The sequence below is a fragment of the Arthrobacter sp. DNA4 genome, assembly GCF_024362385.1.
GTDB lineage: Bacteria > Actinomycetota > Actinomycetes > Actinomycetales > Micrococcaceae > Arthrobacter.
On record NZ_CP101466.1, the window covers coordinates 4,336,515 to 4,351,396 of the forward strand.

A 14,882-nucleotide genomic window follows, 5' to 3' on the forward strand; every position below is an offset into this window, starting at 1 on the left:
CAACCAACCTTTCAAGGACCCCATGCCATCCCCCGTGTTTTCTGCTGCCCACACTGCTGCCCCGGCGGGGTTGTCCCTGCCGCAGCACACCCCACTGGTCGCCGCCATCCGTGACGGCCTCGTGGAGAGCGTCCACTACGGCTCCGCGCTTGCCCTCGCGGCTGACGGCTCAGTGGCGGCATCGGCAGGGGACCATCTGGCACCGTTCTACCCCCGGTCAGCGCTCAAGCCCCTCCAGGCAGTGGCCATGGTCCGCGCCGGCCTTGAACTTCCCGCCGACCTCCTGGCACTGGCCGCGGCAAGCCATTCAGGTGCGGCAGCGCACCGCGACGGCGCGCTGCGCATCCTCGAACTGCACGGGCTCGCCCCCACGGACCTGGAGAACAGCACCGACCTGCCCTACGGCACGGCCGAGCAGGAGGACTGGCTCCGCACCGGCGGCAGCGCTACCCAAATCACCCAGAACTGCTCCGGAAAGCACGCTGCCATGGTGGCCACCTGCGTGATCAACGGGTGGCCCGTCCAGGGTTACCTCGATCCCTCCCACCCGCTGCAGCAGCTGGCGGCCCGGACCGTCACCGACCTCACCGGGGAGGAGCCGGCCGCCGTCAGCACGGACGGCTGCGGCACTCCCTTGTTCGCCCTCACGCTGCGCGGCATGGCCCGCGCCTTCGGCCGGATCGCCCAGGCCGCCGCGGACGACGACGGCAGCCCCGAAGCCACCGTCGGCCTCGCCATGCAGCAGCACCCCGGGATGGTGGCCGGTGACGGCCGCGACGTCACCGGGCTGATGCGCCTGCTGCCCGGCGCCGTGGCCAAGGACGGCTTTGAAGGCGTGCAGCTGGTAGGCCTGCCCGACGGCAGCGCCGTGGCCGTCAAGATTTCCGACGGCGGCGACCGCGCCCGGATGCCCGCCACCGTCCGCCTGCTCGAGGCGCTGGGCGTGGATACGGAGCCGCTCGCCGGCATCGCCACGGCCCCGGTGATGGGCGGCGGCCATGAGGTGGGCCGGCTGCTGGCCACCGACTTCCTGAATCACCTGTCCGCACCCGTCAACGAAGCCCTGTAAGGACACCATGACAACCATCGAAACCGCCGCACCCGCACAGGTCCGGTCCGAGCACGACCTCCTCGGCGACCGGGACGTGCCAGTGCACGCCTACTGGGGCGTTCACACGCTCCGCGCCGTGGAGAACTTCCCCATCACCGGCCAGAAGCTGTCCTCCAACATGCACCTGGTCCGCGGGCTTGCCGCCGTGAAACTGGCCGCCGCCCGCACCAACCGCGAGCTTGGCCTGCTGGACGCCGAACGCGCCGACGCCATCGAGCAGGCATGCCAGGACGTGATGGCCGGTCGCCTGGCCGACCAGTTCGTGGTGGACGTCGTCCAGGGCGGTGCCGGGACGTCGTCGAACATGAACGCCAACGAGGTCATCGCCAACCGGGCGCTGGAAATCCTGGGACACCCCAAGGGCGACTACGCGCGGCTGCACCCCAACGACCACGTCAACCTCAGCCAGTCCACCAACGACGTGTACCCCACGGCCGTGAAGCTCGGCACCATCTTCGCCGCCCGGGAACTGCTGGCAGCACTCGAAGAACTCGAGGACGCCTGCGCTGCCAAGGCCCTGGAATTCCGCACCGTGGTGAAGATGGGCCGCACCCAGCTCCAGGACGCCGTGCCCATGACCCTCGGCCAGGAGTTCGGCAGCTACGCCGTGACCATCGGCGAGGACCGGCTGCGCCTGGCGGAGGCCGAGCTGCTGATCCACGAGATCAATCTCGGCGCCACCGCCATCGGCACGGGCCTGAACGCCCCTGCCGGCTACGCCGCAACAGCCTGCCGGCACTTGGCGGAGATTACCGGGCTGCCGCTGGTGACCGCCGTGGACCTCATTGAAGCCACCCAGGACGTGGGCGCCTTCGTGCACCTGTCCGGCGTGCTCAAGCGCGTGGCCGTCAAGCTGTCCAAGATCTGCAACGACCTGCGCCTGCTCTCCTCCGGCCCGCGTGCCGGCTTCGGCGAAATCAACCTGCCGGCCGTGCAGTCCGGGTCCTCCATCATGCCCGGCAAGATCAACCCGGTCATCCCGGAGGTGGTCTCCCAGGTGGCCTACGAGGTGATCGGCAACGACGTCACCATCACCATGGCCGCCGAGGCCGGACAGCTGCAGCTCAACGCCTTCGAACCGATCATTGTCCACAGCCTCCACAAGAGCATTTCCCACCTCGAGGCAGCCTGCCGCACCCTTACGGCGCGCTGCATCCGTGGAATCACCGCCAACACCGACCACCTGCGCCGCACCGTGGAGCAGTCCATCGGCCTGGTCACCGCATTGAATCCCCACCTCGGTTACGCCACTGCCACCGCCATCGCGCAGGAAGCACTTGCCACAGGCAAGGGCGTGGCCGAGCTCGTCCTCGAACACGGACTTCTCACCGACGCCCAGCTCCAGGAACTCCTGAGCCCCGAACGCCTGGCCAACCTCAGCAAGTAGTCCCCACCTCCCCCAAAGGACACCCCCATGACAAATACTCCCCTTCCAGACCACTTGATTGATGGTGGTCACGCGCATGCGTCCGAGACCTCCCTGCACGCGGAGGACAAGGGTTACCACAAGAACCTCAAGCCGCGGCAGATCCAGATGATCGCGATCGGCGGTGCGATCGGTACCGGCCTGTTCCTCGGTGCCGGCGGCCGGCTCAACGCGGCGGGCCCGTCCCTGGTCATCGCGTACGCGGTGTGCGGGTTCTTCGCGTTCCTGATCCTGCGCGCCTTGGGCGAACTGGTCCTGCACCGGCCCTCCTCGGGCTCGTTCGTTTCCTACGCCCGTGAATTCTTCGGGGAAAAGGCCGCGTTCGTCTCCGGCTGGTTCTACTGGATCAACTGGGCCACCACCACCATCGTGGACATCACCGCCGCCGCCCTCTACATGCACTTCTTCGGCAACTACATCCCCTGGATGGCCGAGGTCCCGCAATGGGCCTGGGCACTGACCGCCCTCGTCGTGGTCCTGGCCCTGAACCTGGTCTCCGTGAAGGTCTTCGGCGAAATGGAATTCTGGTTCGCCCTGATCAAGGTCGCCGCCCTCGTCGCGTTCCTCATCATCGGCACCTACTTCGTCATCTTCGGCACCCCCGTGGACGGCCAGCAGGTCGGCATCAGCCTCCTGTCCGATAACGGCGGGATCTTCCCCAACGGCCTGCTGCCCATGATCATCCTCATGCAGGGCGTCCTGTTCGCCTACGCCTCCATCGAACTGGTCGGCACCGCCGCCGGCGAAACCGAGAACCCCGAAAAGATCATGCCCAAGGCCATCAACTCCGTGGTCTTCCGCATCGCCGTGTTCTACGTCGGCTCCGTGATCCTGCTGGCCCTGCTGCTGCCCTTCACCTCCTACCAGAAGGGCGTCAGCCCCTTCGTGACGTTCTTCGGCTCCATCGGCGTCCAGGGCGTGGACGTGATCATGAACCTCGTGGTCCTCACCGCCGCCCTGTCCTCGCTGAACGCCGGGCTCTACTCCACCGGCCGGATCCTGCGCTCCATGTCCGTGAACGGTTCGGCCCCCAAGTTCGCCTCCCGCATGAACAAGGCAGGCGTCCCCTACGGCGGCATCGCCATCACCGCCGTCGTCTCCCTCCTCGGCGTCCCGCTGAACTACCTCGTCCCGGCCGACGCCTTCGAGATCGTGCTGAACATCGCCTCCGTGGGCATCATTATGACCTGGGCCACCATCGTCCTCTGCCAGATCCAGCTCAAACGCTGGGCGGACAAGGGCTGGGTGGAGCGCCCCTCCTTCCGGATGTTCGGCGCCCCCTACACCGGCTACCTGTCGCTGGTCTTCCTCGTCGGCGTCCTGGTCATGGTCTTCATCGACTCACCCCTGACCATGCTCGTCACCGCCATCGCGTCCGTGCTCATGGTCATCGGCTGGTACGCCTGCCGCCACCGCATCCGCCAAATCGCCGAAACCCGCGAAGGCTTCACCGGGACGTCCCCGGTAGTCGCCAATGCGGCGGCTGACACCTTCAAGAAGTAACTGCCTTAAACGTCCGACGGCGGCACCTGGGTTCTGGAAGTCCGGAACCCAAGTGCCGCCGTCGGGGTTTTAAAGGTGCCTCAGCCCGTCACTTGGACGGCTTGACCACCATGGCCGATCCGCCGCCGCGCCTGACCGGCTCGGCTGCGGCCAGGGTCCGTCCGTCGTCGAGGAACTCGATGGCGGTGGCGGCCCCGATCTCCGAGGCGGACGTGAACGAGTCACCCGACGGCGTCAGGATGTGGCCGAACCGGGACGTCAGGGCCGGCCCGTACTTGTCGATGAACGCCGGCTCTGCGGTCACCTTCTCGGTGTTCCGCTGGGAAGCCCGGGGGGCCGCAATGGCATCCGGGATGCTCATGCCCAGGTCAATGCGGTTGACGATCGTCTGCAGGACGGTGGTGATGATGGTGGAGCCGCCCGGGGAACCCAGTGCCAGGAACGGCTTGCCGTCCTCCAGCAGGATGGTGGGCGACATGGACGACCGCGGCCGCTTGCCCGGCTCAATCCGGTTGGGGTCCTCGGCGCTGTAAACCGTGGAGAAGTCGGTGAGCTCGTTGTTCAGCAGGAACCCGCGGCCGGGAACAACCATGCCGGAGCCGCCGGTCTGTTCGATGGTCAGCGTGTACTCCACCACGTTGCCCCACTTGTCCGAGACGGTCATGTTGGTGGTGGAGATGTTCTCCGTGTCCTTCTCATCGGCGAGCGCCGCCGGTTCCGCCGGGCAGGTTCCGTCGTAGGAGGTGACGTTGCCGGGCTTCACGGGTTTGGGTGCCGCGTGGTTGGGGTCGAGCTCGCAGGCGCGTTCCTTGCCGAAGACGGGATCGGTCAGCGCTTCGGTGGGCACGTCCACGAAAGCGGGGTCACCCACGTATTTCCCCCTGTCCGCGAAGGCCAGGGCGCTGGCCTCGAGGTAGTGGTGCAGCACAGCCGGCTGGTCTGCCTTGAGGCCGGGCAGGTCGAACACGTCCAGGATGTTCAGCGACTCCCCTACCGTGGTGCCGCCGCTGCTTGAAGGTGCCATGCCGTAAACGTCATAGCCGCGGTAGTTCACGTGCGTGGGGTCCTGGTCCAGGGCCTCGTAGTAAGCCAGGTCATCGGTGGTCATGGAACCCACCGGGACGGGGAGCTTGGTGTCCGGGGACTTGGGCGGATTCTGCACCGTCTTGGCGATCTCCTCGGCGAGCGGGCCGGTGTAGAACGCGCTCATGCCCTTGCGGGCCAGCAGGCGATAGGTGTCCGCGAGGTCGTGGTTCTGGAAGACCGAACCCACTTCGGGCAGCTTGCCACCCTGCAGATACAGGTCCTTGGTGGAGGTGAAGGCCTCGAACCTCGCCTGGTTGTCTGCGGTTTGGCTGCGGAACGTCTCATCCACCACGAACCCGCGGTCTGCCACCTTGATGGCAGGTTTCAGTGCATCCCCCAGGCTGATGCTGCCCCAGCGTTCCAGTGCCCGCTCCCAGGTGGCGGGCGTACCGGGAACGCCCACGGAGACACCACTGGTGACGAGCTCCGGGGTGAACCGGTACGGCTTGCCGGTAGCGGGATCGATGAAGGCATCCTGCTTGATTCCTGCCGGCGCCGTTTCCCGGCCGTCGATGGTGCTGACCTTCCCGGACTTGGCGTCGTAGTAGACGAAATAGCCGCCACCGCCGATCCCGGCGCTGTACGGCTCGGTAACTCCAAGGGTGGCTGCCGCGGCAACGGCCGCATCCACCGCGTTCCCGCCCTTGCGGAGGACCTCGATGGCTGCCGCTGATGCTTCCGGGTCCACCGTACTGACCGCGCCGCCGTAGCCGGTGGCCGTGGGGTCCTTGTCTGTCTGCCGGGGATCGGCCGAAGCGGGGCTGATGGCCCCCGTGGTGACGCTCATTGCCAGCGCCGCAGTAACAGCTGCGAGCCGGCGTCCGAGATGTGGCATGGTGGCTCCTAAAGGGATATTGAGTGATGTGGGCCACGCTACTCTTCGGGTAAGACACACTCAACGACTCCGGAAGGAAGGGCACCATGCCAGGATCCAAACTCGCCGTGATGGGCGCCGCCAGCGTCGGCACCTCGCTGGCATACGCGGCACTGATCCGTGGTTCGGCCAGCAGCATCGCATTGTTCGATGTCAACGCGCCCAAAGCGGAGGCGGAAGCCCTGGACCTTGCCCATGGCAGCCAGTTCGCTGCGGCGTCGGCCACGGTTGCCGGCGGCGGGGATATCGCCGTCACGGAAGGCGCCGACGTCGTGGTCATCACGGCCGGTGCCAAGCAGAACCCGGGCCAGAGCCGGCTGGACCTGGTAAGCACCAATGTGCGGATCCTTGAACAGCTGATGCCGCCGCTGCTTGAGCGGGCACCGGACGCCGTCTACGTGCTCGTGACCAACCCGTGCGACGTCCTGACGGTGGCGGCCCAGCGGATTTCCGGGCTGCCCCCGGAACGGATCTTCTCCTCCGGCACCGTGCTGGATACGTCCCGGCTGCGCTGGCTGCTCGCCCGCCGGGCAGGTGTTTCCGTCTCCAGCGTCCATGCCAGCATGGTGGGCGAGCACGGCGACACCGAATTCCCGCTCTGGTCCGGCGCCACCATTGGCCCGGTGCCCATCCGCGAGTGGACAGAAGGCGGCGAGCGGATCTTCACGCCCGAATACCTCGCCGACACTGCCACGGAAGTGGTGCAGGCCGCCTACAAGGTCATCGCCGGCAAGGGGGCCACGAACTACGCCATCGGCCTGTCCGGCGCCCGCATCGTGGAGGCGCTCCTGCGCGACGACAATGCCGTCCTGCCGGTTTCCACGGTCCTGTCGGGGCTGCACGGGATCTCCGGGGTGGCCCTGTCCCTGCCCAGCGTGGTGGGCCGCGGCGGCGTGCACCGCGTCCTGGAAACGCCCATGGACGACGGCGAGCTGGCGGCACTGCGGCGCTCCGCGGACACCCTGCGCCACACCATGGACGCGCTGGGCCTCTGAAAGGGCGTCATGCAACGCCGCCGCAACCCTCCCGGGCGGCGGGTTCGCATAAGCTCACTTCCAGGTGCCAAACGCTGACCCGAACACGGCTGGCTCAACGACGAACCAACAGGAGTAAACCCATGACCAACTGGCGGATCAGGGATTTCCATTCGGCTGACCTGGACGGCATCCTGCACCTGTGGGAGACGCTGAAGGCCCACAACGTCGAGCCCGTCTATGCCCTGTCCGAGGTCCTCGCGTCCTGCGAGAAGGACCACGCCGTGGTCGCCGTGCAGGGCGAACAGGTGGTGGGCGCCGCCGTCGGACGTGCCGCCCACGACCAGGGCTGGATCGTGTTCCTGGCCACCCTGCCCGAGTACCGCGGCCGCGGCATCGGCACGTCACTGTTGGCCGCCGTCGAAAACCGCATGGCCCCGCACGGCCTGAACAAGCTCTCGGCGCTGATGCCGGAATCCGAAACCCGGGTGGAGGCGTTCCTGGGCCGCGGCTTCGCGCTCAAGAAGAACCTCCGCTACTTCGAACGCACCATCCCGGTCCAGCGCCAGGAGCTGGGCGCCCTTGGCCAGCTCGGCGGCCGCGTCCTGGCGCGTGATCTCTGGGAAAACGTGGCCGGCATGCGCAAGGAAAAGGAACTGCTCGAACGCCGCCTGGTGCTTCCGCTCGCCGAGGCGGACCTGGCTGATGAATTCGGCGTGGTGCCGCCGCGCGCCGTCGTCCTCTTCGGTCCGCCCGGGACCGGCAAGACCACCTTCGCCAAGGCAATCGCCTCCCGGCTCGAATGGCCATTCGTGGAAGTGTTCCCCTCCCGGCTGGTAGCGATCCCCAGGGACTGGCGGCGCGCTCCGCGAAACTTTCCTGGAGATCGCCGAGCTGGAGCACGCCGTGGTGTTCATCGACGAGGTGGAGGAGATCGCCTCCCAGCGGGCCGGGGACCCGCCGTCGCCGCTGCAGGGCGTGACCAACGAGCTGCTGAAGATCATCCCCGCATTCCGCGAACAGCCCGGCAGGCTCCTGGTCTGCGCCACCAACTTCATCCGCGCCCTGGACTCCGCCTTCCTGCGCCACGGCCGGTTCGACTACGTCATTCCCATCGGGCTGCCGGACCGGCAGGCACGCGAGGCCATGTGGCAGCGCTTCATTCCCGCCGCCGTCGTGGACGCTGTAGATGTGGAGCTCCTGGTGGAACGCACGGAGGGCTTTTCGCCGGCAGACATTGAGTATGCCGCCCGCAGCGCCTCCCAGCGGGCGCTGGAGAAAGCAGTGTACGACGACGGCGGGCTGGCCTCGGGGGGCGATGTTTCGGTCCGGGAGGCAGTCCGGAAGGGCCCCTCCACCCAGGACTACCTCGATGCCATTGGTGATACCCGGACTACCGTGAGCGCCGAAGTGCAGGCTGATTTCCTCGAGGACATCGAGGCGCTGGGGCGGGTCTAGCCGCCGGTTGTCCGGGCCGCCGCGCCGGGACTTTTGCCCCTTTGCCCGGTCCTGTCAGGACGCCAGAGTGGTGGGTATGGCAAAGATTCTGATCCCCTATGGGACCACCGAGGGCCAGACGGCCCGGATCGCCGAGTACATCTCCGATGTGCTGCAGGCCCGCGGCCATGAGGCCGGGACGCTGGACCTCAAGCATGCCGCCCACGACCTCCCTGGCGGCTATGACGGCGTCATCGTGGGTGCTTCCATCCACGCCGGAAAGCACGAGGGATTCGTGGCGGATTTCGTCCGCAGGAACCGGGATGCCCTGGAGCAGGTGCCGGCCGCCCTGTTTTCCGTCAGCCTCTCCGCGCATGGGGACCCGGAAGAGGCGGAGAGACGCGTTGCTGAGTTCGAGGACAGTACCGGCTGGCACCCCGCCAAGGTGGCGTTGTTTGGCGGGGCCCTCCTCTACACCCAGTACGGGTTCCTCAAACGGATGATGATGAAGAATATCGTCAGCGGCCAGGGCAGCACCGATACGGATACCGGCCGCGACTACATCTACACCGAGTGGGACGGCGTGCGGCGGTTCGCGGAGGAATTCGTGGCCCCCTTCGAGCAGAAGGCGCCGGAGTAGGCGCGGCCGCCTTACCGCTTGCCGTACTTCCGGTGGACGGCCTGCTTGCTGACGCCCAGGCAGAGGGCGATCGCTTCCCAGGACAATCCGGCCTGGCGCGCACTGCGGACCAGGGCCGATTCGGCCCGGCTCACTTCCCTCTGCAACTCCGCGACAGCATGCAGCGCCTCGGCCGGCCCTTTGCCGTCCATCGATCCAACCAGCGTCTTCATCCGGTCCACCTCCATGGCGTCAACATTAGTTGACGCAGCGGGGGGCGTCAACGTTTGTTGACGTCCAGGGGCTCCCAGACCCACGGCTCCCGGGGCAGGGCGGCGGGGCAGAATGCGGGCAGCGCCTGCTCCAGCGTCCCGCCCGGCAGCCCAACGGAGGCAAGCAGCCTGTCCCGGACCTCCTCCACCCCCACCCCGGAGTGAGCCAGGTCCGCAAGCGTGACCGCACCGTCGCGCTTGGCCAGCCGCGCGCCGTCTTGATTTACCACCAGGGGAACATGGGCATATTCCGGTATGGGAATGTTTAAAAGCGAGGCGAGATAGGCCTGCCGCGGCGTGGACGGGAGCAGGTCATCACCGCGAACCACCTGGTCGATGCCCTGCTCGGCATCATCCACCACCACGGCGAGGTTGTAGGCCGTGACGCCATCGTTGCGCCGCAGCACAAAGTCGTCCACCAGGCCGGTGAACCGGCCATGGAGGACGTCGGTCACGGTGAACTCGGCGACCTCGGCCCGCAGCCTGAGGGCTGAGGGCCGGATGGAGCGCTTGAACTCCAGCTCAGCGCGGTCCAGGTTGCGGCAGGTCCCGGGGTAGGCGCCCTGCGGGGCATGCGGTGCCGACGCAGCCTCCTGGATCTCGCGGCGCGTGCAGAAACAGTCATAGGTCAGGCCCGCGTCCTGGAGGCGGGCGATCGCTTCAGCGTAGAGGGGGGCGCGCGCCGTCTGCCTTACGGCGTCACCGTCCCAGGTGACGCCGATGGCGGCCAGGTCCCGCAACTGCTCCGCTTCCGCGCCCGTGCGGGCACGGTCCAGGTCCTCCACCCGCAGCAGGAAGGCGCGGCCTGTGGAGCGGGCGAAGAGCCAGGCGAGAATGGCGGTGCGCAGGTTCCCGACATGCAGTTCACCGGAGGGGCTGGGGGCGAAACGGCCGTCACGGGTCATGACACCAACCCTAGACCGAATAACACAAGAGCCCCTCAGCTACCGATGACTGCGGAAGTCCGACGTCGGTAGCTCAGGGGCTCTTGCCGTGTTTGCAGAGTGAGCATGGTGTGAACAAGTCTCATCCAGCGGCGGCCTCCTTGCGGGAAGCGGTGTCCAGGGCGCCGGGTGGTGTGCCGGGAAACCTGTAAGCCTGCGGGTTCCAGCGGTAGCTTTTGCCCTTGTTGCCACTATTTGAGCAGACCTCATACAGTTGGAACAACAAGCAGGACTTGGATTAGTCATTCTGATCAAATCCTGACGATGAAGCAGGCAGGAAGTGGTCAGATTGCAGGAACTGGACGCCACGGACAAGCGCATCCTGAACGCCTTGGACGAAGACCCGCGCATTCCGATCATGGTGCTGGCACAGAAGCTGGGCCTGGCCCGGGGAACCGTGCAGTCGCGGCTGGAACGGATGTCGGCGTCGGGGGCACTCCGCCCCAACAGCAGCCGCGTACTCCCGTCGGCCCTCGGCAGGGGTGTGGCCGCGGCCGTGAGCGCAGAACTGGACCAGAGCCACCTGAACGAGGCCATCGCCGCGCTGCGCAGGATCCCCGAAGTCCTCGAGTGCCACGCGCCGGCCGGTGATACCGACCTCCTCATCCGCGTGGTGGCCAAAAGCCCTGACGACCTCTACCGGGTCTCCGAAGAAATCCGGCTCTGCCCCGGCATTGTCCGGACGTCCACCAGCATGTTCCTGCGCGAGGTCATCCCATACCGCACCACCGGCCTGCTCGAAGGATAGCCCTCCCCATCGCCGCCGGCCGGCACGCGCCGCTAGGCTGGCATCCAGGAATTCACTGGGGGGACAACCATGGCGTGGGACTTTTGCGGCACAGACGTCGAAGCTGCGGGCATCCAGTGAGGCGCCTTCCGGCCGCCGCACTCCTGGCCAGCGTGCTCCTGTTGTCCGGCTGCGCGTTCATGCCGGCCGGGGAAAAAGCGCCCATCGTGGCTGACGGCAATTCCCAGTTCACACCGGAAGGCATCAACGCGATTAAGAGCAGCGGGAAGGTGGCCTTCGACTTCACCCGCCTGCCACTGGACCTGTCCGCCCTCGGGCTTCCCTCAGGATCCGACGGAGCCCTGGTGGCAGCGGATTCCGGCAAGCTGATCGATGTCAGCATGACCACGCCCCGCGGCGTGGTCGACATGCGGACCGACACCATCCGCATCCGTCCCGGCGCGGACAACACGGTGGACCACATCGACATTTTCATCAACTACCCGGACGCACAGGACGCCAACGCCGAAATCAGGCGGGCTGCGGATGAACTCGGGTTCGTCATTCTCCAGGACGCCGAACCTATCGGCACCGACTTCAAAGACGGTTCCGGCAAAAAGCAGTGGAATCCCGGAATGGGCAACAAGACGGGAACAGTATTTTCCGCCGAAATCCTCTCCAACCACGACACCGGCCGGATGACATTCATCTACTCCGTGCACCTCGCCGGAAAGTACTACACCCCTGAGGCCCAGGCCGGAATCGCTGCCACTGGTAAACCTTGGGCGGCTGCTACACCGGCGGCCCCGCGTTGGACTTCAGGTTCTTCATGACCAGCGTTGAGGTCAGCCGCTCCACCCCGGGCAGGGATGTGAGCTCGGTGTCGTAGAAGCGCTGGTAGGCCGGCAGGTCCGCCGCGATGATCTTCAGCAGGTAGTCCGGTGACCCGAACAGCCGCTGCGCCTCAATGATGTTGGGATTCTCCGCCACCCGGTTCTCAAAGATCTCCATCGTGGACCTGTCCACCTGGCGGAGCGTGACAAACACGATCGCCTCGAATCCCAGGCCCACGGCAGCCGGGTCGACGTCCGCCTTGTACCCGCGGATGACTCCGGACTGCTCGAGATCCCGGAGCCGGCGGTGGCACGGCGCCACCGTGAGGCCCACCTTCGCAGCGAGGGCGGTGGCAGTCATCCGGCCGTCCTCCTGGAGGTGGCGCAAAATATTTCTGTCAACTTGATCCAGCACGCAATAAATATACTGCGGTTGCCGCGGGGCGGGCGAAAACAGGACAGCACTTTTGGCCTGATTCTTCCTATGGTTGCTCCTGAGAGCCCTTAGACAGGAGAATCGCATGAACCCGCAGCTGTTCCTGGCCTTTTTGGTGGTGGCCGCCGCCCTGGCCTGCACCCCGGGAGTGGACTGGGCCTACACCATCGCGGCCGGTCTCCGGCAGCGCAGTTTTGTCCCCGCAGTCGCAGGGCTCTGCGGCGGGTACGTCCTCCACACGGCCCTGCTGGTGGCAGGCCTGGCTGCGGTGCTGGCCGGAATGCCCGGAGTCCTTGGCTGGATCACCCTGGCGGGCGCCGGTTACCTGCTGTGGCTCGGGGTGGGAACCCTCCGGTCATGGCGCGGCGCCAGCTTCAGTGCGGATGCCGCCGTCGGGCCCGGAACACAGCTGCGCACCTTCCTGCAGGGCATGGGCACCAGCGGCATCAACCCCAAGGGCCTGCTCTTCTACGTGGCCCTCATTCCGCAGTTCGTCAGCGCCGACGCATCGCTGCCCGTCCCGGTGCAGTCGGGCCTCCTGGGCATGACGTTCGTGGCGCTGGCAGGCCTGGTCTATACGGTGGTGGCCCTGTTGTCGCGCACGCTGCTGCAGAGCAGGCCCGGCGCAGCGCGGGCGGTAACCCTGGCCAGCGGCATCATCATGGTGGTCCTGGGGACTGTGCTGCTCGGCGAGCAACTGCTGCCCTTCCTGGCCAACCACTCGTAGGCCAACGGGTCCTAATCCCCGCTGAGTTCCTTCCAGTCCTGCTCCCAGATCCGGCGCATTTCCTCATCCTTGCGGATGGGCGCCGGAGCCTCCAGCTCCCGCTGGGGTTCAGGGTCCCCGCGCCGGCGTCCCCAGTCGCGCGGATTCAGCGAGCGGCGGCTCGATTCCAGGACCAGCAGCGCCCGGTCCGTCAGGGCGTCATTGCGCAGCGCAAGGTGAGTCTTGCGGCGGCGCAGGACCTCGACGATCGCCTGGTGGGCAGCGTCCAGCCGGCCTTCCCGGCGCAGGGCGCGGGCACGGACCAGCAGCAGGGCAGCGGAGAGGTCGTCCGCGTTCAGCAGTCCCTCCGTCCAGTCGATGACCGTGCGGCTTCGGCCCAGGCTGAGGGCAAGGGAGCAGCGTGCCAGGGCCATGGGAAGCGACGGCGGCAGCCCCGTCAGCGCGTCGAGCGCAGCCTCCGTGCGGCCGGTCTCGCGCAACGAGTGGGCCAGGGCCAGGAATACCGATTCCTCGCTGAACAGGACGGGGATTTCCACCCGCTCAGCCAGCTCGATCCGGGTGACGATCCTGGTGAGATAGGTGGAGGAGTACCTGTTGGCTTCATCGTCGTTCCTGGTGGTGAGCCCCCGCTGAAGGAGCTCGGAAGCGCGCAGATAGCCGCCGTGCTTGTACACCAGCAGCCCGGCCATCAGATAGCAGAGCCCGGCCCATCCGGGGTAGGCGCGCGCCAGGGTGATCAGGCGTTCCGGCTCGCGGCTGGTAAAGACGGCTTCGTGGACCGCTTTGGCAGGCTTGGGCAGCAGCCGCTTGAGCCGGGGCACCTCGCCGTCGATGGACAGCAAAGCGGGGTTGCGTCCGCCCAGGACACCGGTCAGCAGGCCACCCACTCCCCCGGCAAGGTCATGGACAGGAGTGCGCAGCTGTGCCTGTCCGAAAGGGGTGAGGTCGCGGCTGTCCCAGTAAATCGGTGCAGTCTCCCCGGCGCTCATCCTTAAATGCTAACCGGCAGCTGATGCCTGCTCGATGCGCTGCATCGCTGAGCACAGACATGGCGAAGGCCTTGTCCCGAACATCATTTTCAGGAAAGGTAGTAAGCACCCTTAGTAAATAAATCCCGTTGAGGAGAATGCCATGCAAATCGACAAGAACCAGATCCTTGAACTCCTGCGGTCCCAGGGAGAACAGGGCAAAGCCTCACAGGCAGAGTCGGAACTGCCGGACCAGGTGGACACCGAACAGCATGCCGGGCTGCTGTCCAAACTCGGCATCAACCCGGCCGAACTGCTCTCCAGGCTTCCCGGCGGACTCGGCGACAAACTTCCCGGCGGCCTGGGCGACAAGCTCGGAGGACTGGGACTCTAGTATCAGCCGTTCGCGGCGGCGGCGATCCACACACCGATCACCCAGGTGCTGGCAGCAAGGCAGGCGAGCCCGAATTCAGCGAGCATACCTACGCCGGTGGCCTTCAGTGCGGCCCAGCTGGACCTCGCCGCCGTCGTAAAGTTCCGCGTGCGGAGGAACTCGCTGGCCAGCAGGCCGGCAGCAAATCCCACGAAGAGCCCCACCACGGGGATGATGAACATCCCCACGACGCCCGCCACCAACGCCACCACGATGCTGCGGCTGGGAATGGCGTGCTGCTTGAGTTTCCTGCCGGTCAGGACGGCACCTGCCGTCATTCCCGCGGCGACAAAGATCATGGCCACCGCGAACACCACCCACCCCGCCGTCCCGGCACCGCCCCAGATGGCCCACGCCAGCAGGCTGACACCGATCAGCACGCTCCCGGGCAGGACGGGAATGATCGTGCCGGCTACCCCCACCAGGATCGCCAGGCCGCACAGGATGGTCACCACGGTCTCGGAGCTCATGATGCCCAGTCTAGGTGCCCTGGTTCAGCGCCCTAACGCCCG

15 protein-coding genes and 1 pseudogene are annotated in these 14,882 nt (G+C 66.7%); 10 read left to right on the top strand and 6 right to left on the bottom strand.

The window, feature by feature from the left end; all coding sequences use genetic code 11:
- Nucleotides 1-22 precede the first annotated feature (22 nt).
- From NMQ03_RS20035 to NMQ03_RS20045, 3 genes are read left to right on the top strand one after another with little or no spacing between them, the layout of a single operon-like run.
- A complete protein-coding gene (locus NMQ03_RS20035; protein ID WP_255173661.1) occupies nt 23-1,069 on the top strand; it encodes an asparaginase in 1,047 nt (348 codons plus the stop codon).
- A 7-nt stretch (nt 1,070-1,076) separates the two neighbouring features.
- Nucleotides 1,077-2,498 carry an aspartate ammonia-lyase gene (locus NMQ03_RS20040; protein ID WP_255173662.1) on the top strand — a complete coding sequence of 474 codons (1,422 nt, stop codon included), beginning with the start codon at nt 1,077-1,079 and terminating at the stop codon, nt 2,496-2,498.
- A gap of 27 nt (nt 2,499-2,525) precedes the next feature.
- Nucleotides 2,526-4,040, top strand: coding sequence for an amino acid permease (locus NMQ03_RS20045; protein WP_255173663.1), 1,515 nt, complete (start codon nt 2,526-2,528; stop codon nt 4,038-4,040).
- 88 nt (nt 4,041-4,128) lie between these two features.
- On the opposite strand, the gene ggt is transcribed toward NMQ03_RS20045, so the two are convergent.
- Nucleotides 4,129-5,961: a gamma-glutamyltransferase gene (gene ggt / locus NMQ03_RS20050; protein ID WP_255173664.1), complete on the bottom strand. Its 1,833-nt coding sequence runs from the start codon at nt 5,959-5,961 to the stop codon at nt 4,129-4,131.
- 86 nt (nt 5,962-6,047) lie between these two features.
- Between ggt and NMQ03_RS20055 the strand changes: the two genes are divergently transcribed.
- The 3 genes and pseudogenes from NMQ03_RS20055 (at nt 6,048) to NMQ03_RS20065 (ending at nt 9,051) form a co-directional block, all read left to right on the top strand.
- Nucleotides 6,048-6,995: an L-lactate dehydrogenase gene (locus NMQ03_RS20055; RefSeq protein WP_255173665.1), complete on the top strand. Its 948-nt coding sequence runs from the start codon at nt 6,048-6,050 to the stop codon at nt 6,993-6,995.
- 122 nt (nt 6,996-7,117) lie between these two features.
- Nucleotides 7,118-8,432 (top strand): annotated as a pseudogene (locus NMQ03_RS20060) (ATP-binding protein).
- 76 nt (nt 8,433-8,508) lie between these two features.
- Nucleotides 8,509-9,051, top strand: a complete 543-nt coding sequence (locus NMQ03_RS20065) for a flavodoxin domain-containing protein (RefSeq protein ID WP_255173666.1) — start codon at nt 8,509-8,511, stop codon at nt 9,049-9,051.
- An 11-nt stretch (nt 9,052-9,062) separates the two neighbouring features.
- Here the strand turns inward: NMQ03_RS20065 and NMQ03_RS20070 are convergent, their stop codons facing one another.
- Together NMQ03_RS20070 and gluQRS are read right to left on the bottom strand one after the other, a co-directional pair.
- Nucleotides 9,063-9,278 (bottom strand): AsnC family protein, encoded by a 216-nt coding sequence (locus NMQ03_RS20070; RefSeq protein WP_255173667.1) that lies wholly within the window; start codon nt 9,276-9,278, stop codon nt 9,063-9,065.
- Nucleotides 9,279-9,310: 32 nt separating this feature from the next.
- Nucleotides 9,311-10,207, bottom strand: coding sequence for a tRNA glutamyl-Q(34) synthetase GluQRS (gene gluQRS, locus NMQ03_RS20075; protein ID WP_255173668.1), 897 nt, complete (start codon nt 10,205-10,207; stop codon nt 9,311-9,313).
- Nucleotides 10,208-10,535: 328 nt separating this feature from the next.
- Between gluQRS and NMQ03_RS20080 the strand changes: the two genes are divergently transcribed.
- Nucleotides 10,536-10,994: an Lrp/AsnC family transcriptional regulator gene (locus NMQ03_RS20080; RefSeq protein WP_255175682.1), complete on the top strand. Its 459-nt coding sequence runs from the start codon at nt 10,536-10,538 to the stop codon at nt 10,992-10,994.
- A gap of 116 nt (nt 10,995-11,110) precedes the next feature.
- Entirely contained in the window at nt 11,111-11,806 is a 696-nt protein-coding gene (locus NMQ03_RS20085; protein WP_255173669.1) for a hypothetical protein, read from the top strand.
- Here the strand turns inward: NMQ03_RS20085 and NMQ03_RS20090 are convergent.
- A complete protein-coding gene (locus tag NMQ03_RS20090; RefSeq protein WP_255173670.1) occupies nt 11,766-12,221 on the bottom strand; it encodes an Lrp/AsnC family transcriptional regulator in 456 nt (151 codons plus the stop codon). The genes NMQ03_RS20085 and NMQ03_RS20090 overlap by 41 nt on opposite strands.
- A gap of 106 nt (nt 12,222-12,327) precedes the next feature.
- On the opposite strand from NMQ03_RS20090, the gene NMQ03_RS20095 reads away from it, so the two are divergent.
- Nucleotides 12,328-12,969 (top strand): LysE family translocator, encoded by a 642-nt coding sequence (locus NMQ03_RS20095; RefSeq protein WP_255173671.1) that lies wholly within the window; start codon nt 12,328-12,330, stop codon nt 12,967-12,969.
- An 11-nt stretch (nt 12,970-12,980) separates the two neighbouring features.
- On the opposite strand, the gene NMQ03_RS20100 is transcribed toward NMQ03_RS20095, so the two are convergent.
- Nucleotides 12,981-13,958: a hypothetical protein gene (locus NMQ03_RS20100; RefSeq protein WP_255173672.1), complete on the bottom strand. Its 978-nt coding sequence runs from the start codon at nt 13,956-13,958 to the stop codon at nt 12,981-12,983.
- A gap of 142 nt (nt 13,959-14,100) precedes the next feature.
- Here NMQ03_RS20100 and NMQ03_RS20105 point away from each other — a divergent pair, with 142 nt between their 5' ends.
- Nucleotides 14,101-14,331, top strand: coding sequence for a hypothetical protein (locus NMQ03_RS20105; protein WP_255173673.1), 231 nt, complete (start codon nt 14,101-14,103; stop codon nt 14,329-14,331).
- Between the two features lie 2 nt (nt 14,332-14,333).
- Here the strand turns inward: NMQ03_RS20105 and NMQ03_RS20110 are convergent, their stop codons facing one another.
- Nucleotides 14,334-14,840: a DUF456 domain-containing protein gene (locus NMQ03_RS20110; RefSeq protein ID WP_255173674.1), complete on the bottom strand. Its 507-nt coding sequence runs from the start codon at nt 14,838-14,840 to the stop codon at nt 14,334-14,336.
- Nucleotides 14,841-14,882: the final 42 nt, after the last annotated feature.